Annotated in this window: 21 protein-coding genes and 1 pseudogene; 13 read left to right on the top strand and 9 right to left on the bottom strand. The window is 64.9% G+C overall.

The window, feature by feature from the left end:
* The first annotated feature begins 75 nt into the window (after positions 1-75).
* The 4 genes from glmU to cfaB all read left to right on the top strand — a co-directional run bounded on the left by glmU (position 76) and on the right by cfaB (position 5,521).
* A complete protein-coding gene (glmU, locus tag E8F11_RS27395) occupies positions 76-1,440 on the top strand; it encodes a bifunctional UDP-N-acetylglucosamine diphosphorylase/glucosamine-1-phosphate N-acetyltransferase GlmU (RefSeq protein ID WP_280292061.1) in 1,365 nt (454 codons plus the stop codon).
* A gap of 138 nt (positions 1,441-1,578) precedes the next feature.
* Positions 1,579-2,349, top strand: coding sequence for a DeoR family transcriptional regulator (locus E8F11_RS27390; protein ID WP_280292060.1), 771 nt, complete (start codon positions 1,579-1,581; stop codon positions 2,347-2,349).
* 15 nt (positions 2,350-2,364) lie between these two features.
* The gene (glmS, locus tag E8F11_RS27385; RefSeq protein ID WP_280292059.1) at positions 2,365-4,200 is read left to right on the top strand and encodes a glutamine--fructose-6-phosphate transaminase (isomerizing); all 1,836 of its coding nucleotides are present in this window, start codon (positions 2,365-2,367) and stop codon (positions 4,198-4,200) included.
* Positions 4,201-4,336: 136 nt separating this feature from the next.
* Entirely contained in the window at positions 4,337-5,521 is a 1,185-nt protein-coding gene (gene cfaB / locus E8F11_RS27380) for a C17 cyclopropane fatty acid synthase CfaB (RefSeq protein WP_280292058.1), read from the top strand.
* On the opposite strand, the gene folE2 is transcribed toward cfaB, so the two are convergent.
* Complete coding sequence (gene folE2, locus E8F11_RS27375; RefSeq protein WP_280292057.1) at positions 5,522-6,412, bottom strand: GTP cyclohydrolase FolE2; 891 nt, start codon at positions 6,410-6,412, stop codon at positions 5,522-5,524.
* Positions 6,413-6,480: 68 nt separating this feature from the next.
* On the opposite strand from folE2, the gene dksA reads away from it, so the two are divergent.
* The 3 genes and pseudogenes from dksA to E8F11_RS27360 form a co-directional block, all read left to right on the top strand.
* On the top strand, positions 6,481-6,900 hold the full coding sequence (gene dksA, locus E8F11_RS27370; RefSeq protein WP_280292056.1) for an RNA polymerase-binding protein DksA: 420 nt from the start codon (positions 6,481-6,483) through the stop codon (positions 6,898-6,900).
* Between the two features lie 11 nt (positions 6,901-6,911).
* Positions 6,912-8,123, top strand: coding sequence for a zinc metallochaperone GTPase ZigA (zigA, locus tag E8F11_RS27365; RefSeq protein ID WP_280292055.1), 1,212 nt, complete (start codon positions 6,912-6,914; stop codon positions 8,121-8,123).
* A 33-nt stretch (positions 8,124-8,156) separates the two neighbouring features.
* Positions 8,157-8,293 (top strand): annotated as a pseudogene (locus E8F11_RS27360) (DUF1826 domain-containing protein); the annotation flags it as partial.
* A 17-nt stretch (positions 8,294-8,310) separates the two neighbouring features.
* On the opposite strand, the gene E8F11_RS27355 reads toward E8F11_RS27360, so the two are convergent.
* A complete protein-coding gene (locus tag E8F11_RS27355; protein WP_280292054.1) occupies positions 8,311-8,658 on the bottom strand; it encodes an NADH:ubiquinone oxidoreductase in 348 nt (115 codons plus the stop codon).
* Between the two features lie 78 nt (positions 8,659-8,736).
* On the opposite strand from E8F11_RS27355, the gene E8F11_RS27350 reads away from it, so the two are divergent.
* Positions 8,737-9,708: a CobW-like GTP-binding protein gene (locus E8F11_RS27350; protein ID WP_280292053.1), complete on the top strand. Its 972-nt coding sequence runs from the start codon at positions 8,737-8,739 to the stop codon at positions 9,706-9,708.
* 170 nt (positions 9,709-9,878) lie between these two features.
* Here the strand turns inward: E8F11_RS27350 and E8F11_RS27345 are convergent, their stop codons facing one another.
* The 3 genes from E8F11_RS27345 to E8F11_RS27335 form a co-directional block, all read right to left on the bottom strand.
* Entirely contained in the window at positions 9,879-11,186 is a 1,308-nt protein-coding gene (locus E8F11_RS27345; protein ID WP_280292052.1) for an MFS transporter, read from the bottom strand.
* 218 nt (positions 11,187-11,404) lie between these two features.
* On the bottom strand, positions 11,405-12,745 hold the full coding sequence (locus E8F11_RS27340; RefSeq protein WP_280292051.1) for a sigma-54 dependent transcriptional regulator: 1,341 nt from the start codon (positions 12,743-12,745) through the stop codon (positions 11,405-11,407).
* Positions 12,746-12,747: 2 nt separating this feature from the next.
* Positions 12,748-14,502, bottom strand: a complete 1,755-nt coding sequence (locus tag E8F11_RS27335; RefSeq protein WP_280292050.1) for an ATP-binding protein — start codon at positions 14,500-14,502, stop codon at positions 12,748-12,750.
* Positions 14,503-14,614: 112 nt separating this feature from the next.
* Between E8F11_RS27335 and E8F11_RS27330 the strand changes: the two genes are divergently transcribed.
* Complete coding sequence (locus E8F11_RS27330; protein ID WP_280292049.1) at positions 14,615-15,493, top strand: alpha/beta hydrolase; 879 nt, start codon at positions 14,615-14,617, stop codon at positions 15,491-15,493.
* Between the two features lie 107 nt (positions 15,494-15,600).
* On the opposite strand, the gene E8F11_RS27325 is transcribed toward E8F11_RS27330, so the two are convergent.
* The gene (locus tag E8F11_RS27325; RefSeq protein ID WP_280292048.1) at positions 15,601-16,005 is read right to left on the bottom strand and encodes a DUF3301 domain-containing protein; all 405 of its coding nucleotides are present in this window, start codon (positions 16,003-16,005) and stop codon (positions 15,601-15,603) included.
* Positions 16,006-16,233: 228 nt separating this feature from the next.
* Between E8F11_RS27325 and E8F11_RS27320 the strand changes: the two genes are divergently transcribed.
* The 4 genes from E8F11_RS27320 (at position 16,234) to E8F11_RS27305 (ending at position 20,327) form a co-directional block, all read left to right on the top strand.
* Positions 16,234-16,617 carry a DUF2946 domain-containing protein gene (locus E8F11_RS27320; protein WP_280292047.1) on the top strand — a complete coding sequence of 128 codons (384 nt, stop codon included), beginning with the start codon at positions 16,234-16,236 and terminating at the stop codon, positions 16,615-16,617.
* A 91-nt stretch (positions 16,618-16,708) separates the two neighbouring features.
* On the top strand, positions 16,709-18,082 hold the full coding sequence (locus E8F11_RS27315; RefSeq protein ID WP_280292046.1) for a PepSY domain-containing protein: 1,374 nt from the start codon (positions 16,709-16,711) through the stop codon (positions 18,080-18,082).
* 97 nt (positions 18,083-18,179) lie between these two features.
* Positions 18,180-18,650, top strand: coding sequence for a copper chaperone PCu(A)C (locus E8F11_RS27310; protein ID WP_280292045.1), 471 nt, complete (start codon positions 18,180-18,182; stop codon positions 18,648-18,650).
* A gap of 276 nt (positions 18,651-18,926) precedes the next feature.
* Positions 18,927-20,327 carry a mannan-binding lectin gene (locus E8F11_RS27305; RefSeq protein ID WP_280292044.1) on the top strand — a complete coding sequence of 467 codons (1,401 nt, stop codon included), beginning with the start codon at positions 18,927-18,929 and terminating at the stop codon, positions 20,325-20,327.
* A gap of 1,996 nt (positions 20,328-22,323) precedes the next feature.
* Here E8F11_RS27305 and E8F11_RS27300 read toward each other — a convergent pair.
* From E8F11_RS27300 to E8F11_RS27290, 3 genes are all read right to left on the bottom strand, one after another.
* Positions 22,324-22,806 (bottom strand): acyl-CoA thioesterase, encoded by a 483-nt coding sequence (locus E8F11_RS27300; protein WP_280292043.1) that lies wholly within the window; start codon positions 22,804-22,806, stop codon positions 22,324-22,326.
* Between the two features lie 110 nt (positions 22,807-22,916).
* The gene (locus E8F11_RS27295; protein ID WP_280292042.1) at positions 22,917-23,711 is read right to left on the bottom strand and encodes a transporter substrate-binding domain-containing protein; all 795 of its coding nucleotides are present in this window, start codon (positions 23,709-23,711) and stop codon (positions 22,917-22,919) included.
* A 108-nt stretch (positions 23,712-23,819) separates the two neighbouring features.
* Positions 23,820-25,187 (bottom strand): glutamine synthetase family protein, encoded by a 1,368-nt coding sequence (locus tag E8F11_RS27290; RefSeq protein ID WP_280292041.1) that lies wholly within the window; start codon positions 25,185-25,187, stop codon positions 23,820-23,822.
* Positions 25,188-25,218: the final 31 nt, after the last annotated feature.

Genomic DNA, 25,218 nt, shown 5'->3' with positions numbered 1-25,218 from the left:
AGGGTAGCCTTGGCTACCCTTTTTCTTGTCCGGCATTCCGGTTTCCGTCTACAGCCTGATTTGGTGATTCCCTCCATGTCCCTCGATATCGTCATCCTCGCCGCCGGCCAGGGCACGCGCATGCGCTCGGCCCTGCCCAAGGTCCTGCATCCGGTGGCCGGCAAGTCCATGCTTGGCCACGTCATCGACACTGCCCGCAAGCTCGACCCCCAAAGCATCCACGTGGTCATCGGCCATGGCGCCGAGACGGTGCGCGAGCGGCTCGCCGCGGACGATCTCGGTTTCGTGCTGCAGGCCGAACAGCTGGGCACCGGCCACGCCGTCGCCCAGGCGCTGCCGCAGCTGTCCGCCGAGCGTGTGCTGATCCTCTATGGCGACGTGCCGCTGATCGAAGTCGAGACCCTGCAGCGCCTGCTGGAAAAGGTGAAGGATGAGCAGCTCGCCCTGCTCACCGTGGACCTGATCGACCCCACCGGCTATGGCCGGATCGTTCGCGATGCTGCCGGCGTGGTGAAGGCCATCGTCGAACACAAGGATGCGACCCCCGAGCAGCGCGCCATCTGCGAAGGCAATACCGGCATCCTCGCGGTGCCCGGCAAGCGCCTCGCGGACTGGCTGGGCCGCCTCTCCAACAACAACGCCCAGGGCGAGTACTACCTCACCGACGTGATCGCCATGGCCGTGGCCGACGGCCTGGTGGTGGCCACCGAGCAGCCCCATGACGCCATGGAAGTGCAGGGCGCCAACGACCGCATCCAGCTGGCCGAACTGGAGCGCCACTACCAGAAGCGCGCGTCACGCCGCCTGATGGCCCAGGGCGTCACCCTGCTGGACCCGGCGCGCTTCGACCTGCGTGGCGAAGTGACCGTGGGCCGCGACGTGCTGATCGACGTGAACGTGATCCTGGAAGGCCGCGTGGTAATCGAGGATGGCGTGCAAATCGGTCCGCACTGCGTGATCAAGGACTGCACCCTGCGCCGTGGAGCCGTGGTCAAGGCCAGCAGCCACCTGGAAGGTGCCGAGCTGGGCGAGGGCGCCGACTGCGGTCCGTTCGCCCGCCTGCGTCCCGGTGCCGTGCTGGGGGCCAAGGCCCATGTGGGTAACTTCGTCGAACTGAAGAACGCCGTGCTGGGCGAGGGCGCCAAGGCCGGTCATCTGACCTACCTGGGCGATGCCGAGATCGGTGCGCGCACCAACGTCGGCGCCGGCACTATCACCTGCAACTATGACGGCGCCAACAAGTTCCGCACCGTCATGGGCGAGGACGTATTCATCGGCTCCAACAGCTCCCTGGTGGCACCGGTGACCCTGGGCGACGGCGCCACTACTGGCGCCGGCTCCACCATCACCCAGGACGTGCCGGCCAACAGCCTGGCTGTTGGTCGCGGCAAGCAGCGCAATATCGAAGGCTGGAAGCGGCCGGTGAAGATCAAGAAGTGAGCTGTGGAAAAGCCGGGCTGTGGATAACCGCAGTCCTGCCAAAAGGCGGCCAAGGCCGCCTTTTGTCGCTTTCGGGGTTGACGCAAAGCCTTCGTTAGGTTTTGATTCGCGCCATTATCTTTCGAAACGAAACTTTCGTTGATGACGAAACGCAATACGCCACAACGCCGCCATGCGATCCTCGCGCTGCTCGATGAGCAGGGCGAGGTGAGTGTCGACGAGCTGGCCAAGGCCTTCTCCACCTCCGAAGTGACCATTCGCAAGGACCTCACCGCGCTCGAGAAGAACGGCCTGCTGCTGCGCCGCTATGGGGGCGCCGTGCCGATGCCCCAGGAGCTGATAGGCGAAGTCAGCCAGCCGGTGTCCTCCTACAAGCTGGCCATCGCCCGTGCTGCCGTTGGCTGCATCCGCGAGCATGCGCGGATCATCATCGACAGCGGCAGCACCACGGCGACCATGATTCCGGAGCTGGGGCACAAGCCCGGCCTGGTGGTGATGACCAACTCCCTCAGCGTCGCCAATGCCCTGCGCGAGCTGGAACATGAGCCCGTGCTGTTGATGACCGGCGGCACCTGGGACCCGCACTCGGAGTCCTTCCAGGGCCAGGTGGCCGAGCAGGTCCTGCGCTCCTACGATTTCGACCAGCTGTTCATCGGTGCCGATGGCATCGACCTGCAGCGCGGCACCACCACCTTCAATGAGCTGCTGGGCCTTTCGCGCGTCATGGCCGAGGTCGCCCGCGAAGTGATAGTCCTGGCCGAGTCCGACAAGGTCGGCCGGCGCATCCCCAACCTCGAACTGCCCTGGAGCAGTATCGACACCCTGATTACCGATGAGCGCCTTGCCCCGGAAGCGCGCGAACAATTGGCCGCGCGCGGGATCAAGCTGATCTGCGCAAGCATTGATTGAGAAAGGAGAACAACCATGTGTGGCATCGTTGGCGCCATCGCCGAGCGCAATATCACCGCAATCCTGGTCGAGGGCCTGAAGCGCCTTGAGTACCGAGGCTACGACAGCGCCGGCGTGGCCGTATTCAGCCACGAAGGCAAGCTGGAACGCCGCCGCCGCGCCGGCAAGGTCGCCGAACTGGAACAGGCGCTGCTGGGCGAGCCCCTGGCCGGCCGGCTGGGCATCGCTCACACCCGCTGGGCCACCCATGGCGCGCCCTGCGAGCGCAATGCCCACCCGCACTTCTCCGGCGAGCAGCTGGCCGTGGTGCACAACGGCATCATCGAGAACCACGACGCCCTGCGCGAGCAGCTCAAGGGCCTGGGCTACGTCTTCACCTCGGATACCGACACCGAGGTCATCGTCCATCTGCTGGATCACAAGCTGGCCGCGCTGGGCGACCTCACCAGCGCGCTCAAGGCTGCCGTGGCCGAATTGCACGGCGCCTACGGCCTGGCCGTGATCAGCGCCAAACAGCCGGACTGCCTGGTAGCTGCTCGTAGCGGCAGCCCCCTGGTGATCGGCCTCGGCCTGGGTGAGAACTTCCTCGCCTCCGACCAGTTGGCCCTGCGCCAGGTCACCGACCGTTTCGTTTACCTGGAAGAGGGCGACATCGCCGAGATCCGCCGCGACAGCGTGCAGATCTGGGACCAGCAGGGCCGCTCCGTACAGCGCGAGCAGGTGCAGTACCACGAAGGCGCCGAAGCCGCCGACAAGGGCGAATACCGCCACTTCATGCTCAAGGAAATCCACGAGCAGCCCAAGGTGGTACAGCGCACCCTGGAAGGCCGCCTGGGCAACGACCATGTGCTGGTCAATGCTTTCGGCCCGCGCGCCGCCGAGCTGTTCGCCAAGGTGCGCAATGTGCAGATCGTCGCCTGCGGCACCAGCTATCACGCCGGCATGGTGGCCCGTTACTGGCTCGAAGGCCTGGCCGGCATTCCCTGCCAGATCGAAGTGGCCAGCGAGTTCCGCTACCGCAAGGTGGTGGTGCAGCCGGACACCCTGTTCGTCACCATTTCGCAGTCGGGCGAGACCGCCGACACCTTGGCCGCCCTGCGTAATGCCAAGGAACTGGGTTACCTGACCAGCCTGGCCATCTGCAACGTCGGCACCAGCTCGCTGGTACGCGAATCCGACCTGACCCTGCTGACCCAGGCCGGCCCGGAAATCGGCGTCGCCTCCACCAAGGCCTTCACTACCCAGCTGGTAGGCCTGATGCTGCTGACCCTGTCCCTGGGCCAGGTACGCGGCACCCTCGAGGCGGGCGTCGAAGCCGGTCTGGTGGACGAACTGCGCCGCCTGCCGACTCGCCTGGGCGAAGCCCTGGCCATGGACAAGACCGTGGAGAAGGTCGCCGAACTGTTCGCCGAAAAGAACCACACCCTGTTCCTCGGCCGTGGCGCCCAGTACCCGGTGGCCATGGAAGGTTCGCTGAAGCTCAAGGAAATTTCCTATATCCACGCCGAAGCCTACCCGGCAGGCGAGCTCAAGCATGGCCCGCTGGCGCTGGTGGACAGCGATATGCCGGTGGTCACCGTGGCGCCGAACAACGAGCTGGTGGAGAAGCTCAAGTCCAACCTGCAGGAAGTCCGCGCCCGTGGCGGCCAGCTGATCGTCTTCGCTGACCGCGAGGCCGGCATCGAGAATGGCGAGGGCACTCACATGGTGGCCATGCCGCATATCAACGACGCCCTGGCGCCGATCCTCTACACCATCCCGTTGCAGCTGCTGTCCTACTACGTGGCGGTGCTCAAGGGCACGGACGTGGATCAGCCGCGAAACCTGGCGAAGTCAGTGACTGTCGAATAACCAGGTGCCCGTGTGAAAAAAGCCCGGTACGCCGGGCTTTTTGCCGTTCGCATAGAGCAGAAGTATCGATCCTAAAGCCTGACAATTGCCCAGGGTGGACTACCTTTGAATTGTCCTTGGTGAAGGAGGAGTTCCTATGCTTGCGCAACTTCCCCCGGTCCTCCGCGATCTGCAACTGCCGCTACGCCTGCTGCTCTGGGACGGCAAGGAGATCGAGCTCGGTCCGAACCCGACCGTGACCATGACGGTCAAGGATCCCAGCCTGGTATCCCTGCTGGCGCGGCCAAGCCTGGACACCCTGGGTACCGCCTATGTGGAAGGGCGCCTGGAGCTCGCGGGACCGATACTCGAAGTGATCCGGGTCGGCGATGCGCTGAGCGCGGCCCTGGCAGGAGACGACGAAGACCTCGTCCCAGAGCGCCAGGCCCATGACAAGGACACCGACGCCGCCGCTATTTCCTACCATTACGACCTGTCCAACGATTTCTATGCGCTCTGGCTGGACCGTGAAATGGTCTATTCCTGCGCCTATTTCCCCACCGGCACCGAAGACCTGGACAGCGCCCAGCAGGCCAAGCTGCACCACCTCTGCCGAAAGCTGCGGCTGAAGGCCGGCGAGTACCTGCTGGACGTGGGCTGTGGCTGGGGAGGGCTGGCGCGCTTCGCAGCGCGTGAGTATGGCGTCAGGGTGTTCGGCATCACCCTCAGCCGCGAGCAGTTGGCCTTGGGCCGCAAGCGGGTCAAGGCCGATGGCCTGGGCGGCCAGGTGCAGCTGCAGCTGCTGGACTACCGCGACCTGCCTCAGGACGGTCGCTTCGACAAAGCGATCAGCGTCGGTATGTTCGAGCATGTCGGGCATGCCAACCTGCCGGTCTATTGCCAGCGCCTGTATGGCGCGGTTCGCGATGGCGGCCTGATCATGAACCACGGCATCACCGCCCGTCATCCGGACGGACGCCCGGTGGGGCGTGGCGCCGGCGAGTTCATCGACCGCTTTGTCTTTCCCCATGGCGAGTTGCCCCACCTGTCGACCATGGTTGCCCAACTGAGCCTGGCCGGCATGGAAGTGGTGGATGTGGAGAGCCTGCGCCTGCACTACGCGCGTACCCTGGAATTCTGGAGCGCCAACCTGGAGGCCAACCTGGCCAAGGCGGCCAGGCTGGTACCGGAACAGGCCTTGCGTATCTGGCGGCTCTACCTGGCCGGCTGCGCCCACGGCTTCCAGAGGGGCTGGATCAACCTGCACCAGATCCTCGCGCTCAAGCCCCATGCGGATGGCTCTCATGAGCTGCCCTGGAGCCGTGCCGACCTCTACAGCTAGCTAGGCCGCCCAGTTCCAGCTGTTTTCGGCCACGGCGTCGTGCGCGTGGAGGCTCTCCGCGTGCACGACCCGCAGCTTGAAGCCCTCCAGCCACTCCTGTTCGCGCAAGGCGCCGCTCAGGCGCCGTACCGCATCTTCGCAGAACATCAGGTTCTGGCCGTTGGCCAGGGCGAAGGCCTGTTCGTCCGCACGTTTCACGGCGGTTTGCACAGCAGTGCCCAGGGTCTGTTCCGCCACGTCGACCAGGTGGCGCAAAGCGAGGGCGCCGGTACGCCCCAGCCGCACCCACAGCTGGGCATGGCTGCGCTGGCTGTGGGGTGTCGCGACAATGCCCTTGCTGCTGCCGAGCCAGTCCAGCACCTGCGGCTGCTCCAACGGTCGCCCGTCGAAGTCCTCGACAAAGCGCTGCTGAATCAGTTGGCGGGCGAGGGCTGCGGAGCAAGGGCAGGTGGAGGAATAAGCCAGCTGCAGATGAAGTTCCACGTGAAACCCCCGCCGATCCTGGCGTGCGCTGACCTCGAAGGGGTAGGCCTTCCATCCTGCCAGCGGGCTGACCAGCGCTGGACGTTGCAACAGGACTTCGCCGCGCAGCTTCAAGCTGGCGCTGCTGGACAGACCCTCATGACTATCGAGGAAGCGTGCCAGTACCCGATGCAATAAGGCCGGCGCCAGCTCTTCCTGTTCCAACTCCTCCAGCGCCAGATAGAGCCTGGACATATGGATGCCCCGCGCACTGGCCTCATCCAGGCTGACGCCGACATCGGCGCGGGCAGCTATGCGTTGGCCGTCCAGCAACAGTGGCAGGGCGATCCCACACATGCCGACCCAGTCCAGGGGCATGGCTTGGATGCTGGATTGGGCGGCGATATCCGGGAGGTTGATGGCGTTCATCGGAGGGGCTCTTGAAATTGGCAGTAAATGTTATGTTATAACAAATAAAACGCCAAGCGATCGCCGCCATGCCCGAAGCCCTCCTCAACCACGAAGAACTCCTCGCCCAGCCCGCCGAGGCCTATATGAATGCGGCCCAGCAGGCCTTCTTCCGTGCCCTGCTCGAATCCCAGCGAGAGGAATTGCGCCTGCGCATCGACGGTGAGTTCGGTGCCCTGCGTGACTTCGAGCCGGTCAGCGACGAAGCCGACCTCGCCAGCCGCGAGGAACAGCGCCAGTGGCAGTTGCGCCTACTGGAGCGGGAGAAGCGGCTGCTGGACAAGATCGACCAAGCCCTGGAACGGCTCGCTCGCGGCGAGTACGGCTGGTGCGCGGAAAGCGGCGAGCCCATCGGCCTGCGCCGGCTCCTGCTGCGCCCCACCGCGACCCTCTGCATCGAAGCCAAGCAACGCCAGGAACAACGAGAGCGCCACCAGCGCCAAGCCTGAGAGGAATACCCATGCACGCACGCCTACCCGTCACCCTGTTGTCCGGCTTCCTCGGCGCGGGCAAGAGCACCCTGCTCAACCATGTCCTCAAGAACCGCGAGCAGCTGCGCGTCGCCGTGATAGTCAACGACATGAGTGAGATCAACATCGACGCCAGTGAGGTGCAGCGCGACGTCAGCCTGAACCGCGCCGAGGAACGGCTGGTGGAGATGAGCAACGGCTGCATCTGCTGCACCCTGCGCGAGGATCTGCTGGAAGAGGTCAGCCGGCTGGCTCGCGAGGGGCGCTTCGACTACCTGCTGATCGAATCCACCGGCATCTCCGAACCGCTGCCGGTGGCCGAGACCTTCACCTTCCGCGACGAGCAGGGTCAGAGCCTCGCCGACCTGGCGCGGTTGGACACCCTGGTCACAGTGGTCGACGGCGTGAACTTCCTGCGCGACTACCAGGCCGCGGAAGCCCTGGCCAGCCATGGTGAATCCCTCGGCAGCGATGACCAGCGCAGCATCAGCGAACTGCTGATCGAACAGGTGGAATTCGCCGATGTCCTGCTGGTTAGCAAGGTCGATCTGATCGACGCCAGCGAGCGTGAGGAACTGTCCGCCATCCTCCAGCGGCTCAATCCGGAGGCGCGCATCCTGCCCATGGTCATGGGCCAGGTCGAGCTCGAGCAGATACTCGACACCGGACGCTTCGACTTCGAACGCGCTTCCCGAGCCCCCGGTTGGCTCAAGGAACTGCGCGGCGAGCACGCGCCGGAAACCGAAACCTACGGGATCGCTTCGACGGCCTATCGCGCCCGGCGGCCCTTCCATCCCCAGCGTTTCTTCAGTTTCCTCGACCGCGAGTGGACCAATGGCCGGTTGCTGCGCTCCAAGGGCTTCTTCTGGCTGGCCAGCAAGCCCAGGGAAGCCGGCAGCTGGTCCCAGGCCGGTGGCCTGATGCGCCACGGACTGGCCGGTCGCTGGTGGCGCTTCGTCCCTCGCGAGCAATGGCCCCAGGATCCGGAAGGCCAGCAGGCCGTCATGCGGCACTGGACGACCGAGGTCGGTGACTGCCGCCAGGAGCTGGTGTTCATCGGCCAGGACATCGATTTCGCCATGCTCCGCAGCGAGCTGGATGCCTGCCTACTGGACGATGCCGAGATGGCTCAGGGTCCGGAAGCCTGGGCCCGGCTCCCCGACCCCTTCGGACCCTGGCACGACGAAGAGGCGGCAGCCTGATACCGCGGGTGCGCCTGGGCTGTGGATAACCATCAGCTGGCGGCCGGGCATGTTGCCTTGTTCAAAGGAAAGAATTGGCAGGTCCATGAAGGCCGTAGAATTATCCACAGGTCGCCACAGCCCGCGCCGGTGAAAGCCGACTGCTGCTGACGCTGGACTGGTTGGGCTGACGGGAACATGCCTTGCGCTACTCCCAATTGCCCTGGCTCTGTGCCTCGCAGAAGGGCTTGAGGTAACGCGCATCACTGGCCACGCCGTAGTAGTGGATATCCTGGCGATAGGGCTGGTTGCTGACCTTGGCGTTGCGGCAGACGCCGAAAGCGCCGGCTGGGCAGTTATCCACAAAGGCCACTTCCACCTTCTGCCCCTGCATCTGCGGCTGGCAGAAACCTTCGCGAAACAGTCGCGACGGGATGCTACGGTTTTCCTGGCAGAGCTTCACTTCCAGACGTTCGCCCTGGCTGTGCACCACGCAGGCATCGGCGTGGGCTTCGACGGACAGCAACAGCAGCGCGGGCAGTAACCAGGCACGCATGGGAGGTCTCCAGGCAATGAAGGACGCGACTCTAGCACGGCGCTTTCTAAGCTGGCTGTGAAGCAGCACCATAGGTCCATGCTTACTCATATCCCTACCCATCTGATCGCCGGGCCCCTGGGCGCCGGCAAGACCAGCCTGATCCGCCAGCTGCTGGCGCAGCGGCCCGGCCATGAACGCTGGGCGGTGCTGATCAACGAATTTGGCCAGATCGGCCTGGACGCCGCACTGCTGACCAGCAGCGACGACGGCATCGCTCTCGCCGAGGTGGCGGGTGGTTGCGTCTGCTGCGTCAACGGCGCGCCCTTCCAGGTCGGGCTGGCCCGGCTACTGCGCAAGGCGCGGCCCGACCGGCTACTGATAGAGCCCTCCGGACTCGGACACCCGGTCGAGCTATTGCGACAGCTACGCGAACCCCCCTGGGAGGGCGTTCTGGCGCTACAGCCGAGCGTCGTGGTGCTGGACGCGGCGGCGCTGGCTACGGGCCAGCTACTGCCAGACAGCCAGCGGGAGGCACTTTCCAGTGCTGGCCTTGTGCTACTAAACAAGTCGGAAAACCTCGATTTGTCCACATGTGAACAACTTTACTCAGAACTGCCCCCGGTACCCGTGCTGTGGACGACTCATGGAAGGCTGGATATCCAGCAGCTTCCAGGCATCCATGCACAATCTGGAAAAGCTGTTGGTATCAATGAGTTACCAACAGGTGTGGATAAACCTCAGGTTTTGTGGACGAATCCGGCGATACCTATCTGCCAGATCCAGGCCGGTTCCGACGGCTGGAGCATCGGTTGGCGCTGGCATCCAAGCCAGCGCTTCGAGCTGATGCGCCTGCAGCTGTGGCTCGCTGGGCTGCCCTGGCGCCGCGCCAAGCTGGTGCTGCAGACCAACGCGGGCTGGCTCTCGGGCAACGCCCTGGACGGCGCGTCGATCCACTGGCAGGCCAGCGAATGGCGCAAGGATTCGCGTCTGGAACTGATCTTCGCCGGGCCCCAGGACGAGGCGGCGCTGAAGGCGGGGATGGAGGCGTGCAGGCTGGCGGCGGAGTAAGGCAGCAGGCCCCTGATTGGTACCGCTGCGCTCAGCGGAGCGCCGCCCGACCCACCCTTGGGCTGCGATCTACCGTAGGTTGGGAGTTCACGAGCAATGAAAAACGGGCCCCGAAGGGCCCGTTGGCGTGATCTGCAAGGCCTCCGCAGAGGCCTGGGCTCAGCGCCCGATCAGTCGTGGTTCATCCGCGAATGGGTGCGGGTGTCCTTCATGAACACGTACACCAGCAGCGAGCAGGCGATGCAGGCGGTGACGTACCAGTAGAAACCGCTTTCCATGCCGATGCTCTTGAACCACAGCGCCACGTACTCGGCGGTGCCGCCGAAAATGGATACGGTCAGTGCGTACGGCAGGCCCACGCCCAGGGCGCGGATCTCGGTGGGGAAGAGTTCGGCCTTCACCACGGCGTTGATCGAGGTGTAGCCGCTGACGATGATCAGCGCCGCCATGATCAGGAAGAACGCGCCCCACCAGGTCTGGATGCTGTGCAGGGTGCTAAGGATCGGGTAGGTGAAGAGGGTGCCCATCACACCGAAGGCGATCAGGATCGGGCGCCGGCCGATCTTGTCGGAAAGCGCGCCGACAATGGGCTGCAGCAGCATGAAGAGAAACAACGTGGCGGCCGAGATCATGGTCGAGTCGCCCTTGCTCATGCCCACCGTGTTCACCAGGTACTTCTGCATGTAGGTGGTGTAGGTGTAGAAGGCCAGGGTGCCGCCCATGGTCAGGCCGACCACGGTGAACACTTCCTTGGGATGGCGCATCAGGGTGCGCAGCAGGCTTTCCTTGGGCTTGTCCTTCTTCTTGGTGAAGGAGTCGGTCTCTTCCATGCCGCGGCGCAGGAACATGGCCACTACCGCGCACAGGGCACCGATCACGAAGGGTACACGCCAGCCCCAGCTTTCCAGCTGCTCGGTGGTCAGGGTCTGCTGCAGGACGATCAGTACCGCCAGGGCGATGAGCTGGCCGGAGATCAGGGTCACGTACTGGAAGCTCGAGAAGAAGCCGCGCTGCTCCTTGGTCGCCATCTCCGACAGGTAGGTGGCGGAGGTGCCGTATTCACCGCCGACCGAGAGGCCCTGCAGCAGACGCGCTACCACCAGCATGACCGGCGCGGCGACGCCGATGGTCTCGTAGCTGGGGGTCAGGGCGATGATCAGCGAGCCGAAGCACATCAGCAGGACCGAGGCCAGCAGAGCCGCCTTGCGGCCCTTGCGGTCGGCGTAGATGCCCATCAGCCAGCCGCCGATGGGGCGCATCAGGAAGCCCACGGCGAAGATCGCAGCGGTGTTGAGCAACTGGGCAGTCATGTCGCCCTGGGGGAAGAAGGCCTTGGCGAAGTACAGCGAGAAGGCGGCGTATACGTACCAGTCGTACCACTCCACCAGGTTGCCGACCGAGCCACTGAAAATGGACTTGATGCGTTGCGATGTCGTGCGGGGTGCTGCAGAGGCAGTCAGGGTGCTGGAGCTATCCATCATCTTTCCTCGACGCTTAGTTGTTGTTGTGGGCGCGGCTTTGAGGCTGCGCTTGTGCACCAGGCACATAGCAGGAGCTGTGCCAGGGGAGGAAAGGCGCGGAATAGAGGGGTTACGGTGGAATCATGCAGGAAATATGCGCGGAATCCTGCCGATCACCAGAAGGCGATGAGCAAGATTCCGCTTATGAACGGAGGGATACACCGGTTGGTGCGAGCTCAATCATCCTCGCCGCGCAGGAACTCGCTGCGCGCCAGGCCATGGCGCTGCATCTTCTCGTTGAGGGTGCGGCGCGGCAGTTGCAGCAGGGTCATCACCGCCTTGATATCGCCCTGGCTGCGCGCCAGGGCCTGGCGCAGGCATTGCGCCTCGTAGGCTTCCATCAGTTCGGCCAGCGAGGGTTCGCCTTCGCCCCGTTCCGCCGCACCTGTGGATAACCCCAATACATGACGCTCGGCGGCGTTGGCCAGCTCGCGGACGTTGCCCGGCCAACCATGGGCCAGCAGCTGCGCCAGCTCGGCCGGGGTCAGGGAAGGCTGCGGCCGGCCCAGGCGCTCGCTGGCCTGCCGGGCGAAATGCTCGAACAGCAGCGGGATGTCCTCGCGCCGCTCGCGCAGGGCCGGCAGCTGCAGCTCGGCCACGTTCAGCCGGTAGAGCAGGTCCTCGCGGAAGCGTCCGGCGCGCACCTCCTCGCGCAGGTCCGGCTTGGTGGCGGCGACCACGCGGATATCCACAGTGATGCTCTGGTTCGAGCCGAGGCGCTCCAGGCGCTGTTCCTGCAGCACGCGCAACAGCTTCACCTGCTGCGCCAGGGGCATGCTTTCGATCTCGTCGAGGAACAGGGTGCCGCCATGGGCGTGCTCGATCTTGCCGATGCGCTTGCCCTGGGCGCCGGTGAAGGCACCGCTTTCATGGCCGAACAACTCGCTCTCGAAGAGATTCTCCGGAATGGCCGCGCAGTTCAGCGCCACGAAGGGCCTTTCCGCACGCGGGCCGAAGTCGTGCAGGCAGCGCGCGACCATTTCCTTGCCGCTGCCGGTTTCCCCGCGCAGCAGGATATTCACCGGAGTACGAGCCAGCTCCAGGACCTGGCGACGCAGCTGCAGCATCGGCCGGGAGACGCCGAGCAGGCGGACGTCGAGCTGGTCCTTGAGGTCGACCTGGACCCGCAGGCGGCGGTTCTCCTGCACCAGGCGGCGCTTCTCCAGGGCGCGGCGCAGGCTGTCCAGCAGCCGCTCGGCGGTGAAGGGTTTTTCGATGAAGTCATAGGCGCCCAGGCGCATGGCCTCCACTGCCTGCGGCACGTCGCCGTGGCCGGTGACCATCAGGAAGGGCAGCTCGCGGTCGACGGCCTGCACGGCCTGGAGCAGCGCCATGCCATCCATGCCGGGCATGCGCAGGTCGCTGATGACCACCCCCGGGAAATCGGCGTCGAGGCGCTTCAGGCAGTCTTCGGCACTGGCTTCCACCCGCACCTCGAAGCCGGAAAGCTCCAGCCACTCGCGTACGGCTTCGCGGATGGCCGCCTCGTCGTCGACGAAGATCACCTGGGCTGTCATGGCTATTCCTCTCTGGCTTTGTCCACAGGCAGGCGCAGGCTGAACACGGCACCTTCGCCCTGGTTGGCGGCGGCAAGGCTACCACCCAGTTCATGGACGATGGCGTAGGACACCGCCAGTCCGATTCCCAGGCCGGCACCCGCCGGCTTGGTGGTGAAGAATGGATCGAAGACCCGCGGCAGGTCCTCTTCGGCGATGCCGCCGCCATTGTCGGCGACACTCAGCAGCCACTGATCACCTTCCCGCCGCAGGGTTATCCACAATCGGGGCGCCGCCTTGTCCGCCACGGCATCCAGGGCGTTGCGCAGCAGGTTGACCAGCACCTGTTCCAGGCGGATGGCATCCCCCGAGACCCAGGCGGGCACACTGAGCTCCTGGCTGATTTCCACCTTCGCGTCGCGCAGGTTGGGCGCCAGCAGTTGCAGGGATTTATCCACAACGTTGCCGAGTTCCAGGCATTCGCGCAGGCCGCCGGGGGTCTTGCGCGCATAAGTCTTGAGGTGGCCGGTGAGGGCCGCCATGCGCTGCAGCAGTTCGTCATGCCGCGAGAGGGCCTTGCGCGCCTGCTCCAGCTGGCCGTTGTCGAGCATCAGCCGCAGGCTGGCCAAGTGCATCTGCAGGGCGGTCAATGGCTGGTTGATCTCGTGGGCCAGGGCGGCGGACATCTGCCCCAGGGCGGCCAGCTTGGCGGCCTGGATCAACCCGTCCTGGGCTGTGCGCAAGGCGGCCGTACGTTGCTCGACCAATTGCTCCAGCTCCTCCCGGCTGCGCTGGCGAATGCGCGCCAGCCGCCAGCGCTGCTGCAGGAATAGGGCGAGGAAGAACAGCGCCAGCCAGGCGCCGCCGGCGGCCAGGCTGGCATTGCGCGCGCTGCTGGCGGCCTCCTGTGGGGCGCGCAGCAGGTGCAACGTCCAGCCTTCGCTGGGCAGCGGCAGGCTTTCCCAGAGGTAGTCGGCGCGGCCGCCGGGCCCCTCGACCCGGGCCAGTCTGCTGCCCTCGCCAAAATCTTGCAGCGTGCTGTGGATAAGTGGCGCCAGGGGCTGCTTGTCGTACTGGCGGGTGGCGGCCATCTCGGCGCGCCCCCCGGCGGAGATGGGCTGAAGTTCGCGGTAGCGCCAGCCCGGCTGGTTGGCGATGAACACCACGCCACGGGCGTCGCTGACGAGGATGATGTCCGGGCGCTGGCCCCATTCCTGCTCCAGCTCGGGGAATTCCAGCTTCACCACGATGGCGCCGATGAACTCGTCCTTCCCGCCGCGCACTGCGCTAGCGAGGAAGTAGCCGGGAATGCCGCTGGTCACGCCTACGGCATAGAAGCGTCCGCTACCGTGGCTGCGGGCTTCGGCGAAGTAGGGGCGGAAGCCGTAGTTGTGGCCGACGAAGCTGGTGGGCAAGCGCCAGTTGCTGGCGGCCACCGCCAGGCCGTCGCGGTCCAGCAGCTCGAGGGTGGTGGAGCCGGCGGCGCGGTTCATCTGCTCCAGCTTGAGATTGAGCTGTGTCTGCTCGCTGTTATCCACAGGCCCCTGGAGGGTGGCGCGCACTTCCGGGTCCAGCGCCAGCACGGCGGGCAGGGCGCGGAAGCGGTCGATCAGGGTGCGCAGGCTGCCGGCGTAGAGCGTCAGCTGCTCGCGGGCCTGCTCGCCTTCGTCGCGCAGGGCCTGGCGCTCGGCCTGGCGACCGGACAGGTGCATCGCCAGGAACAGCCCGGCGAGCAGCAGCAGGATCAGCAGGACGATGCGCAGCGGGCGGGGAATCAAGGCGTGAAATCCGTGGTTCGAAGGCGTCGACGATAGCACGGCTGGCCGCGCCCCCCTGCTCCGGGCGGATGGCAGCGGATACACTGCGCGCAGTCAATTCGAGGCACGTTCGATGCAGTTGATCCCCTGGTCCCACTCGACTTCCGCCGGTTTCACCCTGCGCGGCTGGCATAGCCCGGTCTCCGGCAGACCCCTGTTGCACTTCCTCCATGGCAATGGCTTCTGCGGCCGTACCTACGCGCCCCTGTTGCAGGCGCTGGCCCAGGATTTCGATCTCTGGCTGTGCGATGTCCAGGGCCACGGCGACAGCGACCATGGCGGTCGCTTCCTCGGCTGGAACCGCAACGCCGAGCTGGCGGTGGAGGCTTTCGAAGTGGGGCGTGGGCAGTTCGGCGAGGTGCCACGGCTGGCCGTCGGCCACAGCTTCGGTGGGGTCCTGACCAGCCTGATCCTGGCCCGGCATCCAGAGTTGTTCAGCCGCGCCGTATTGCTCGATCCGGTGATCTTCACCCCGGCCATGGTGGGCGTGATGGCCTTCTCCGAGGTGCTCGGCCTGCATCGCCGCACGACCATGGCCACTCGGGCGCGGGCCCGGCGCAATCACTGGGCCGACCGTCAGGCGGTCTGGAACGGCCTGCATGGCCGCGGCATCTTCAAGGGTTGGACCGAGGAGGCCTTGCAGGCCTACGTGGACCATGCCCTCAAGACGGTGGATAACGGTGTCGAGCTCAAGTGCCGGCCGAGCCGCGAGGCGGAGATCTTCAGTTCCTTTCCCAAGCGCCTGTGGCCATCCCTTGGGCGGATCACCGCCTCGACCCTGATCCTCCACGGCCAGCACAGTTACCCCTTCGTCGCCAAGTCGGTGGCGCGCCTGACAGCGCTCAACAGCCATGTCAGCGCCCAGGTGGTGGAGGGCGGTCACTGTTTCATGCAGGAATTTCCCCAGGCCAGCGCCGAGCGCACGGCTGACTTCCTCCTGCGTCCGGCATGAGCGATGCCGATCGCGAAGCGGTCTGGCAGGCGGTTATCCACAGGGTTCGATCAGTGCGCGAGAAAGGTGGATGAACAAGCTGATGGCGGGATATCGGCAGAGGGGGCTCAATCCACCCGGCGCTGCTCATCCGTCTTGGGATGGTTACGCCGCCACTCGGTCATTTGAATGACTTTGGAGTCGTGCTGGGGCTGGGCCTGGAAGGGATGGGCTTCGAGGTCGATGCGACCGAGGTGGTTGCCGAACATCTGAATGCTGCCGGTCAGGCGTTGCTCACCGGTGACGGTGAATTCGAAGTCGTAGATGCGCGCCAGGCGGCGATTGCCCTTGCCGTCCCGCACCATGGCCAGGCGGCGGAACGCGACGTTGCCGTCCAGCAACTCCACGTCGAGGCGCGCGCAGTGCTGCTTGGCCAGCGCCAGGGCGCGCTCGCGCACACCATGGCCGCGCCACAACCAGGCCGCGCCGGCGGCGAACAACATCAGCAGGAAAACGTCAGCCAGGCTCAGCATGATGACTCCGGAAACATAGGCCCAAGCTTAACCCATCCGCGGAGGATTTCAGCTGCCCGGATCGTCGCAGTTCGCACCGATTGCCGGACCCGCCAGCGCCAGTTGCCGAACGGTGCGAAAACCGGTGCATCCGGCCCTGCGGCCTTCTGTCCCAGCGTCTAGGCTTCAACCCGAGCAGGCGCTTGGCTAGCATAGGCGCCCCCGACCGACCGACATGGAATCCATCGAGTGATCCACGGCAGAACACGACAGCGTGGCGCCTGGCTTGGCCTTCTGGCCATGCTGCTGGTGTTCGTCGGTCCGCTGGTCTCCCAGGCGCAGGCCATGGGGCAGGCCGAAGTGCCGCACTGGATGGGCGAACTGGCCTGTTCCGCCGAAGACGGCACCCAGAGCGGGCAACCGGCCATGCCCGGTCACGAGCTGTCCTGGGCGAAGTGCGGCTACTGCACCCTGCTGTTCAACTCGCCCGCCCTGAGCCCGGCCGCGCTGCACGGACTGGCCCTTGGCGACCTCGCCAGCCCGCAAGCGGCACCCGCGCCACAGGCCGGCCATGCCGCGCAGACGGTGTTTCCCGGCGCCCTGACCCGCGCACCCCCCACCGCGCTTTCCTGATCCCACAGAATTTCCCTTCCGCATCCTGCATAGCGCCGGCCGATTCCGCCGCGCGTGCGCGCGGATCATTGGCTCATCAGGGAGCACGACAATGTCCAAGAGCACTGTCTCCTTCTACAACCTGGCGTGGCGCTGGCACTTCTACGCCGGACTCTTCGTCATCCCCTTCATGATCATGCTGGCGGTCACCGGCAGCATCTACCTGTTCAAACCACAGTTGGACAACCTGCCCTACAGCGACCTGATGCAGGTTCGCCCCAGCACCCAGGCGCTCACGGCCGACGAGCAGGCGGAAAAGGTCCGCCAGGCCTATCCGCAAGCTGCCGTCAGCCAGTACCTGCCACCAGCGGATGCAGGGCGCAGCGCGCAGTTCGTGGTCAGCCTCGACGGCCGCAAGACCAACCTCTTCCTCGACCCCTACAGCGGCGAGGTGCTGGGCACCCAGGATGCGGAGAACAACCTGCAGGCGATCTCTCGTTCGCTGCATGGCACGCTGCTGATCGGCACAGTTGGCGACCGGCTGATCGAGCTGGCCGCCGGTTGGGCCATCGTCCTGGTGGTTTCCGGGCTCTATCTCTGGTGGCCGCGCGGCCAGTCCATGCGCGGTGTGTTCTGGCCGCGCCTGGCCAATCGCGGGCGTCTGTTCTGGCGCGACCTGCATGCGGTGACCGGCTTCTGGGGTTCGCTGCTGCTGCTGTTCATGTTGCTCACCGGCATGACCTGGACGGGCTTCTGGGGCGAGAAGTTCGCCGATGTCTGGAACCGCTTCCCGGCCGCCATGTGGAACGAGGTGCCCAAGTCAGAGCAACAGGCCCGCAGCCTCAACAGCGCCGCCGACCAGACCGTGGCCTGGGCGGTGGAAAACACGCCGTTGCCGGTGTCCGACCCCCATGCCGCGCACAAGGGCCACGACACGTCGGCCATGACCACGAACGCCAGCCAGGTGAGCCTGCAGCAGGTGGTGGACGCCGCCCGTGATCGCGGGGTGGTGCCGGGTTACAGCATCACCCTGCCGGCCGATGCAACGGGTGTCTTCAGCATCGCCGTATTCGCCGACGACCCGCGCAACGACGCCACCCTGCACCTGGACCAGTACAGCGGCAAGGTGCTGGCCGACATCCGTTGGCAGGACTACGGGCTGGTGGCGAAAAGCGTGGAAATGGGCGTGGTACTGCACGAGGGCAAGTTCTTCGGCCTGGCCAACCAGCTGCTGATGCTCGGCGTCTGCCTGCTGATCCTGCTCAGCGCCGTGAGCGGCCTGGTGATGTGGTGGAAGCGTCGCCCCCAGGGCAGCCTCGGTGTGCCGCCGCTGCGCCATGACCTGCCGTTGTGGAAAACCGCGGTGGTGATCATGATCGGCCTCGGCATCGCCTTCCCGCTGGTGGGAATGTCCCTGGCGGCGGTCTGGGCGCTGGATCGGCTGGTGCTGTCACGCATCGGCGGCAGCAAGGTGGTGGCCGGCTAGGCCGGCGACGCGGGCGCTTTCCAACCCGTCCGCAATGGAGAGCAATCGGCGCCTGCCGGGGGTGGGCGCCAGACAATCGAACGAATGGAGTTCACATATGCGCAAGACATTGCTGGCCCTGGGGGCCCTGCTGAGCTGTTCCGGCACCCTGGCCGCCCATGACTACAACCTCGGCTCGCTACACATCGAGCATCCCTGGGCGATGGCGGTACCCGCGGTGTCGCCCAATGGCGCCGCCTACCTGGTTATCCACAACAAGGGCAAGCAGGCCGACAAGCTGCTTGGCGCCGATACCGCCCGCGCCGGCATGACCGAGATCCACGAGCATTTGCACAAGGACGGCCTGATGAAGATGCAGCAGGTCGAAAGTGGCCTGGACATCCCCGCCGGTGGCGAGGTGCGCCTGGAGCAGGGCGGCTATCACCTGATGATGTTCGGCTTGAAGCAGCCGTTGAACGATGGCGACAAGTTCCCCATGACCCTGCACTTCCAGAAGGCCGGTGACCTGGAGGTGGAAGTCCACGTGCAGAAGGAGGCGCCCGCCACGGCCGCCCAGCACCAGCACTGATGTTCCAGCGGGGCCGCCCGCCCCCGCGTCTTCCTCTGTCTTATCCACAGGCGCCGCTCGGCGGTCTGGTTTGCCGGGTCTTGGCGCCTCTTCTAGCCTGAATCCATCGCAAGGAGCATCCGCCGGCAGGAGCCAGCCCCCGCGTTTCGTGCGGCCTCACATCGATCCATCTGCCCTCACTGTTTCTTGACGATGCGCAGCATCGGGCCCAGGAGGTTCCGCATGTCGCGGCGCCCGGATGGCCCGCGCCCTGATGAGAGAAAAAGGAGAGGGAAGATGAACGCTACAAGGACATTTCGCGTTGCCTGGCTGTTGCTGTTGTCGCTGCTCCTCGCCGGCCCGTTGCTGCCTTCCGGGCAGGCGCAGGCTGCCAGCCCTGCCTGTGCCGCCAGTCAGAACTGGATCAGCAGTCCCAATCCGCCCAGCGAGATACCCGACGGCAGCAACGCCGATTTCTGCGACTTCTACCAGTTCGCCTGGCAATGGTTCTTCCAGCTGGTCAGTCCATCGCAGGGTGACCCGAGCCTGCGCAACTTCCAGGTCAACTCCAGCTACCCGGTCCTCCAGGCGACCGGCACCAATTCCTGCGACCCTGCCAAGCAGGCCGAAGTGATGTTCGTCCGCCGGGAGAAACCGGTTGCGGCCGACACACCTTTCCAGCTACCCGATCGCACCGGCCAGGCCGGCGGCGGCGACACCATCTTCGATCAGGCCGGCAACGTGGTGTTCTACGAGATCCGCTTCAGTCAGAACTTGTGCAACGTGCCGCAGATCCAGAACGCGCTGAACTACCCGTCCGGTACCACCGAGCTGAAAACCGCCTGGCGCATCATCACCCAGGCCGAGCAGCCCGATTATTTCTGGATAGAAGCGGACGTGGACGGTGTGCCGGGTACCGAGTTGCTCGGTCTGGTCGGCTTCCATATGGCCATCGCCACGGCCCTGCACCCCGAATTCATCTGGGCCACCTTCGAGCACCGCAGCAACGTGCCGGACTGCAGCAATCCGGGTACCGCGCCGGCCGGCGGCTGGTCGTTCACCAGCGCAACCTGTGCTGTGGATAACCCGCCCTCCACCTGCAACATCAACCAGGCTGCGCCCAGCACCAGCCTGACCGGCACGCCCTCGGAAATTTGCCGGGTCTACCCCGACGGCACCGACCCCTCCGACCATGAGGCGTCCGACAACATTGCCGACATCGACAGCCTGAACAGCCAGCTGCAGGGCTTCCTGAGCGCGCTGCCCAGCGATAACCCGATGGCCGTGTGGCAGAACTACATGAACGTCGGCGCCATCTGGGAGAACGATGTCACCCAGCCATCTTCCACCTTCTCCAACCAGCGCGGGTCCATGCGCCTGGCCAACTCGGTGATGGAAACCACCTTCCAGTATGTGGATCCGACCCAGTCCTTCATTTCCAATTGCTTCGGTTGCCACAACTTCAACGGCAGCGGGAAGAGCAACACCATTCCCTGGGCCTCGCTCAGCCACATCTTCGACGACGTGATGCAGGGCCAGTGCAGCTCGCCCTCTGACGTACAGGCCGGGCCCATCTTCGACAACACCCAGGCCGCCGAAGTCTGCCCGAAGGTCTGCAATAGCCAGGGTGGCTGGAACGGGAACTGGAAGACCACCGAGCCGGGCACCATGTCCGTCTGCGGTTGTTGCGGTGGATAACCACAGGCCGCGGCGGCTGCTCAGAAACTGACCAGTGTGGCGAAAGCCTTGCACTACCTGGCCTGCAGCGTTACCCGCACAGCTTGTCCACAGCCTGCTGCACAGATTCTGTGTGCAGCAGGCTGACTATCTTGTTGAATTTGCTCAAAAAATATCCGGAAGGCCGGAGTCCGCGAATTATCTGGGCCGTGGCCATCCATGGACAATTTATCCACAAGGTCATCCACGATTATTGGGCACAAGGCGGGACAACCCTGCGCGGGCCTGTGGGTTACTTTGTGGGCCTGGAGCGCTCAGTGGCGTTTCGCGAATGGATTCGATCTCACGGGAAGGGAGTTCGCTCAGGTTGTGCACAGCTAACCGACCGCTCCAGAGGGGTGGATGGAAAATGATCAGCCCGCTGGAGGCCTTATCAGACGCGGCCTGCAGCATTGGTCGCACAGGTTTTCCACAGTTGGCTACACAGATAATGTGCGGAACTTGGTGATTAAGTTATTGAAATAGAACGAAAAATGTACAAATGACGGGAAGCCTCGGCCGGCGCTGCCCGCAGCGCTCGAACTACAGCTTATCCACAGACGCATCCACGGGATTTGGGCACAAGAGGGGGAGTCCAGTCCCGGGCTGTGAACAGATCAGCCTGATGCGCGCTGTTCGTAGGTTGGGCCGGGTGGCGCCGCGTTGAGCTCCGAGGAGCCCAAAGGGTCCTGTGCTGCGCTGTTGGGCTTCGCTTCGCTCAGCGCCAACCTACGGGTGTGGGGCCCTTCGCGAATGAATTCGCTTGTATGGGACCGGCGGGTGCATCGGGTTATGCACAGTGGGTGTGGCGCACCGGTGAGCTGGATGGAAAATGATCAACTCCATGGAAGCCACGGCTACCATGGCCTGCAGCAGTGGCCGCACAGTTTATCCACAGTTGGCTGCACAGATAATGTGTGGAACTGCATTCACAAGTGATTGAAATAGAACGAAAAATGAACAAGTGGCGGAAAGCCGCGGCCGGCCTTGCCCGCAGCGCTCGAACTACAGCTTATCCACAGACGCATCCACGGGATTTGGGCAAAAGCGTGGGAGTCCAGTCCCGGGCTGTGAACAGATCAGCCAGGTGCGCGCAGTTCGCAGGTTGGCCGGGTGGCGTTGCGTTGAGCTCCGAGAAGCCCAACGTTTGTAGCCGTGCGCCTAGTGTTGGGCTTCGTTCCTCAGCGCCAACCTACGGGACCGCATTGCGGTCCTTTCGCGAATGAATTCGCTCCCACGGGGCCGGCGGGGTGCACGGGTTATGCACAGTGAGTGTGGCGCGCCGGTGAACTGGATGGAAAATGATCAACTCCGCCAAAGCTACGGATGCCAAGGCCTGCAGCAGTGGCCTCACAGTTTATCCACAGTTGGCTGCACAGATAATGTGTGGAACTGCATTCACAAGTGATTGAAATAGAACGAAAAATGCACAAGTGTCGAAGATCCGCGTCCGCTCCTGGCTGCGGCCTTCGAACTACAGCTTATCCACAAAGGCGTCCACGGGAATTGGGTAAAAGCATGGCAGCGTAGGCTCCGGCTGTGAACAGTTCGGCCTGGTGCGCGCTGATCCCGGCTCGACGTAGGGTGGAAATCGCTCTTTATTTCCACCATCGAGGCGCCGGATGCGTCCCATGGTGGATCGGTGAAGCGTGATCCACCCTACAGGCGCGAGTCGGCGCTGATTCGTTCATCTCATGGATTGGCGGTTATGCACAAGGCGTGCGGCGCCCCGGCCCATTGGATGGAAAATGATCAACTCCGTGGAAGCCACGGCTGTCACGGCCTGTAGCAGTGGCCTCACAGTTTATCCACAGTTGGCTACACAGTATCTGTGTGCAATGTACAGTCCAAGTATCTGAAATTGTTCAGAAAATGCTCTAAAGGCGGAAGGAAGCGTGGAGACTGGGCTGTGGCGCTTGCTCTACAAGTTATCCACAGCACCATCCACTGAATCTGGGAGCAAAGCGGATGCGTTGGCTTAGCTGCCCTCGCGCATTTCCTGGTAGCGCTGCTCCAGCTCCTGGCGTATCTGTCGGCGCTGCTGGGCCTGGGCATAGCGGCGCTTCTCGTCGCCGCCCTGTGGTTGCAGCGGCGGCACTTGCGCGGGGCGGCGCTCGTCATCGAGGGCGACCATGGTGAAGAAGCAGCTGTTGGTGTGACGCACCGAGCGCTCGCGGATGTTCTCGGTAACCACCTTGATGCCCACTTCCATGGAGGTGTTGCCGGTGTAATTCACCGAGGCGAGGAAGGTGACCAGTTCGCCTACATGGATGGGCTCGCGGAAGATCACCTGGTCCACCGAGAGGGTGACCACGTAGCGGCCGGCATAGCGGCTGGCGCAGGCGTAGGCCACTTCATCGAGGTACTTGAGCAGGGTGCCGCCGTGGACGTTGCCAGAGAAGTTGGCCATGTCCGGGGTCATGAGGACGGTCATCGACAGTTGTGCGGTTCCGGGTTCCATGCTGGCCTCGTCGCTGTGGGGGGTCTGTCTGGGATAGACGCGGGCGGGTGGCCGGGCGCCACAGCGAAAATATCACGCGAGTTCGTAGCCGCCTGTGGATAACCCCGGCCTCAAGGCGATGCGCCGGGCTGTTCGCACGCCGGGTGCTCTTCAGCCAAGTCACTGGGCCCGCAGGCAAGACCGTGCTGGCGGCGCAGCTGCGCCAGTTCCTCGCTCTGCTCGATGAGGAAGCGGTCGAAGGCTTCGAGGATTTCCGGGTGCCTCAGGCTGCTGGCATGGAAGGCGGTGTGCGCCAGGGGCAGTTCAGGGTCCAGCAGCAGACGATCGCGGCCCAGGCTGGTGCTCGTTTCCAGGTAGTGCTGCAGCACTTCCGGATTGGCGTAGATGGCATCGATGCGCAGGCGCAGCAACATGCGCACCAGGCTACCGATATCGCCGGCTTCCACCAGCTGAACCTGGCCGCCCTGCAACCGGTCCTGCCAGGCTTCGGGAGTGAAACCGCGTACCGTACCGAGGCGGCGTACCGCCTCGACGCCACGTCCGAGGTGCTCGCGCAACACCAGGCTGCCGTCGACGATGCGGATCACCGGTCGGCTGTAGTGCAGCTGCGCGTCGGTCTTGAGCTGGCGCGACCAGGCGGGGTTGTCGGGGAACACCAGCATCAGCCGGTCGGTGGTTTGCAACTGGCGGTGCAGGCGGTTGATCGGCAGGGGTTCCAGTTCCAGGGCAAGGCCCTGGCTGATGGCGAAGCGCTGCAGGAGCGCAATGGCGTAACCTTCGGCGGGCTTTCCCGGGAGGGCGCGGTAATAGGGCAGATAGTCCTGGCTTTCCAGGCCGACACGCAATGGCCCCGCCTGACAGACGCCGAGGGTCAGGAGCAGCAGCGCGGCGATCGCAGCCTTCATCGGGCGGGCCTGGAAGGGGGGATATGCCAGTGAGCCTAGCAGGCGGCCGGGAAAACTTCAGCGCCCGGCCGGACCGGCCAGGCGTCGCTCCGGACCTCGAGTCCGCCGTCAGGCATGGGTCAGGTACCAGCGCCAATCCTGCTCGCCGACTTCGCTGACGAACTGACGGAATTCCTCCCATTTGATGGCGAGGAAGATCTTCAGGAAGTCTTCGCCAAGGGCCTCCTTGGCCCAGGCCGATTGTTCCAGGTTGCGCAGCGCGGTCAGCCAATCGGTGGGCAGGGTTTCGCGGGCCTGCTCGTAGCCATTGCCGACTATGGGCTCGCCCGGGTCGATTTGCTCGCGGATACCCTTGTGGATGCCGGCGAGGATCGCCGCCGCTGCCAGGTAGGGGTTGGCATCGGCGCCGCATATGCGGTGCTCGACGTGGCGGCTCTTCGCCGGCCCGCCCGGCACGCGGAAGGAGACAGTGCGGTTGTTCACGCCCCAGCTCTTGGCCAGTGGCGCGTAGCTGTTGGCCTGGAAGCGGCGGTAGGAGTTGGCGTTCGGGCAGAAGATCGCCAGCGCGTCGTTCAGCGTGGCCATCATGCCACCGATGGCGTGGCGCAGCAGCTGGGTACCGTGGGGATCTTCGCTGGCCATCCGGTTGTTGCCCTGTTCGTCGGCCAGGCTCACATGCATGTGCAGGCCGTTGCCGGCCAGGTCGCCGAAGGGCTTGGCCATGAAGCAGGCGATCAGGCCGTGCTTGTTGGCCACACCCTTGACCAGGCGCTTGTAGCGCACGCCTTCGTCCACGGCCTGGAGCGCGTCGAAGCGGTGCTCCAGGGTCAGCTCGACCTGGCCCGGCGCGTACTCGGAGATCGCCGTGCGCACCGGCAGGCCCTGGACTTCGCAGGCGGCGTAGAGGTCGTCGAGGAAGGGTTGCAGCTGCTCCAGCTCATAGACCCCGTAGACCTGTGCTGCTCCCGGGCGCACACCATTCATCTGCAGGGCCGGCTGCGGGCGGCCGCTGGCATCGCGCTGCTTGTCCAGCAGGTAGAACTCCAGCTCCACCGCCATCACCGGGTGGAAGCCGTCGGCCTTGAGGCGGTCGATCACCCTCACCAGGGCGTGACGCGGGTCGGCCGGGGTGGCCGGCAGGCCCTGGCTGGGGTGCATGCTGACCTGCAGCTGGCCAGTGGGCGTCGCGCGCCAGGGTTGCAGGGTCAGGCTGCCGGGCAGGGGATAGGTCCAGCAGTCGGCGTCGGCCACGTCCCAGACCAGGCCGGTGCCTTCCACGTCTTCGCCCTGGATGGTCAGCGCAAGGATGGAACTGGGCAGGGGCCGGCCGTTCTCGTAGATGGCCAGCAGCTCGTCACGGTGCAGCAGCTTGCCGCGTGGCACGCCGTTGGCGTCGAACAGCATCAGCTCGATGCTGCGCACTTCGGGATGTTGTTCGAGGAAGTCGCGGGCTTCCTGGGGATTGGCGAATTGCATGGTCGTTCCCTTGGGTAGGGTGCGCCGTGCG

It is taken from the genome of Pseudomonas sp. BN417 (assembly GCF_029871205.1).
GTDB lineage: Bacteria > Pseudomonadota > Gammaproteobacteria > Pseudomonadales > Pseudomonadaceae > Metapseudomonas.
The sequence above is the reverse complement of the archived record's forward strand: the minus strand, read 5'-3'. Positions and strand labels throughout refer to the sequence as shown.

Coding starts and splice junctions, on each gene's coding strand:
- E8F11_RS27355 (WP_280292054.1), bottom strand. CDS start 8,658: ATGCGTGCCTGGTTACTGCCCGCGCTGCTGTTGCTGTCCGTCGAAGCC.
- folE2 (WP_280292057.1), bottom strand. CDS start 6,412: ATGAACGCCATCAACCTCCCGGATATCGCCGCCCAATCCAGCATCCAA.
- glmS (WP_280292059.1), top strand. CDS start 2,365: ATGTGTGGCATCGTTGGCGCCATCGCCGAGCGCAATATCACCGCAATC.
- E8F11_RS27310 (WP_280292045.1), top strand. CDS start 18,180: ATGCGCAAGACATTGCTGGCCCTGGGGGCCCTGCTGAGCTGTTCCGGC.
- E8F11_RS27300 (WP_280292043.1), bottom strand. CDS start 22,806: ATGGAACCCGGAACCGCACAACTGTCGATGACCGTCCTCATGACCCCG.
- E8F11_RS27295 (WP_280292042.1), bottom strand. CDS start 23,711: ATGAAGGCTGCGATCGCCGCGCTGCTGCTCCTGACCCTCGGCGTCTGT.
- zigA (WP_280292055.1), top strand. CDS start 6,912: ATGCACGCACGCCTACCCGTCACCCTGTTGTCCGGCTTCCTCGGCGCG.
- E8F11_RS27315 (WP_280292046.1), top strand. CDS start 16,709: ATGTCCAAGAGCACTGTCTCCTTCTACAACCTGGCGTGGCGCTGGCAC.
- E8F11_RS27350 (WP_280292053.1), top strand. CDS start 8,737: ATGCTTACTCATATCCCTACCCATCTGATCGCCGGGCCCCTGGGCGCC.
- E8F11_RS27330 (WP_280292049.1), top strand. CDS start 14,615: ATGCAGTTGATCCCCTGGTCCCACTCGACTTCCGCCGGTTTCACCCTG.
- dksA (WP_280292056.1), top strand. CDS start 6,481: ATGCCCGAAGCCCTCCTCAACCACGAAGAACTCCTCGCCCAGCCCGCC.
- glmU (WP_280292061.1), top strand. CDS start 76: ATGTCCCTCGATATCGTCATCCTCGCCGCCGGCCAGGGCACGCGCATG.
- E8F11_RS27340 (WP_280292051.1), bottom strand. CDS start 12,745: ATGACAGCCCAGGTGATCTTCGTCGACGACGAGGCGGCCATCCGCGAA.
- E8F11_RS27325 (WP_280292048.1), bottom strand. CDS start 16,005: ATGCTGAGCCTGGCTGACGTTTTCCTGCTGATGTTGTTCGCCGCCGGC.
- cfaB (WP_280292058.1), top strand. CDS start 4,337: ATGCTTGCGCAACTTCCCCCGGTCCTCCGCGATCTGCAACTGCCGCTA.
- E8F11_RS27290 (WP_280292041.1), bottom strand. CDS start 25,187: ATGCAATTCGCCAATCCCCAGGAAGCCCGCGACTTCCTCGAACAACAT.
- E8F11_RS27345 (WP_280292052.1), bottom strand. CDS start 11,186: ATGGATAGCTCCAGCACCCTGACTGCCTCTGCAGCACCCCGCACGACA.
- E8F11_RS27305 (WP_280292044.1), top strand. CDS start 18,927: ATGAACGCTACAAGGACATTTCGCGTTGCCTGGCTGTTGCTGTTGTCG.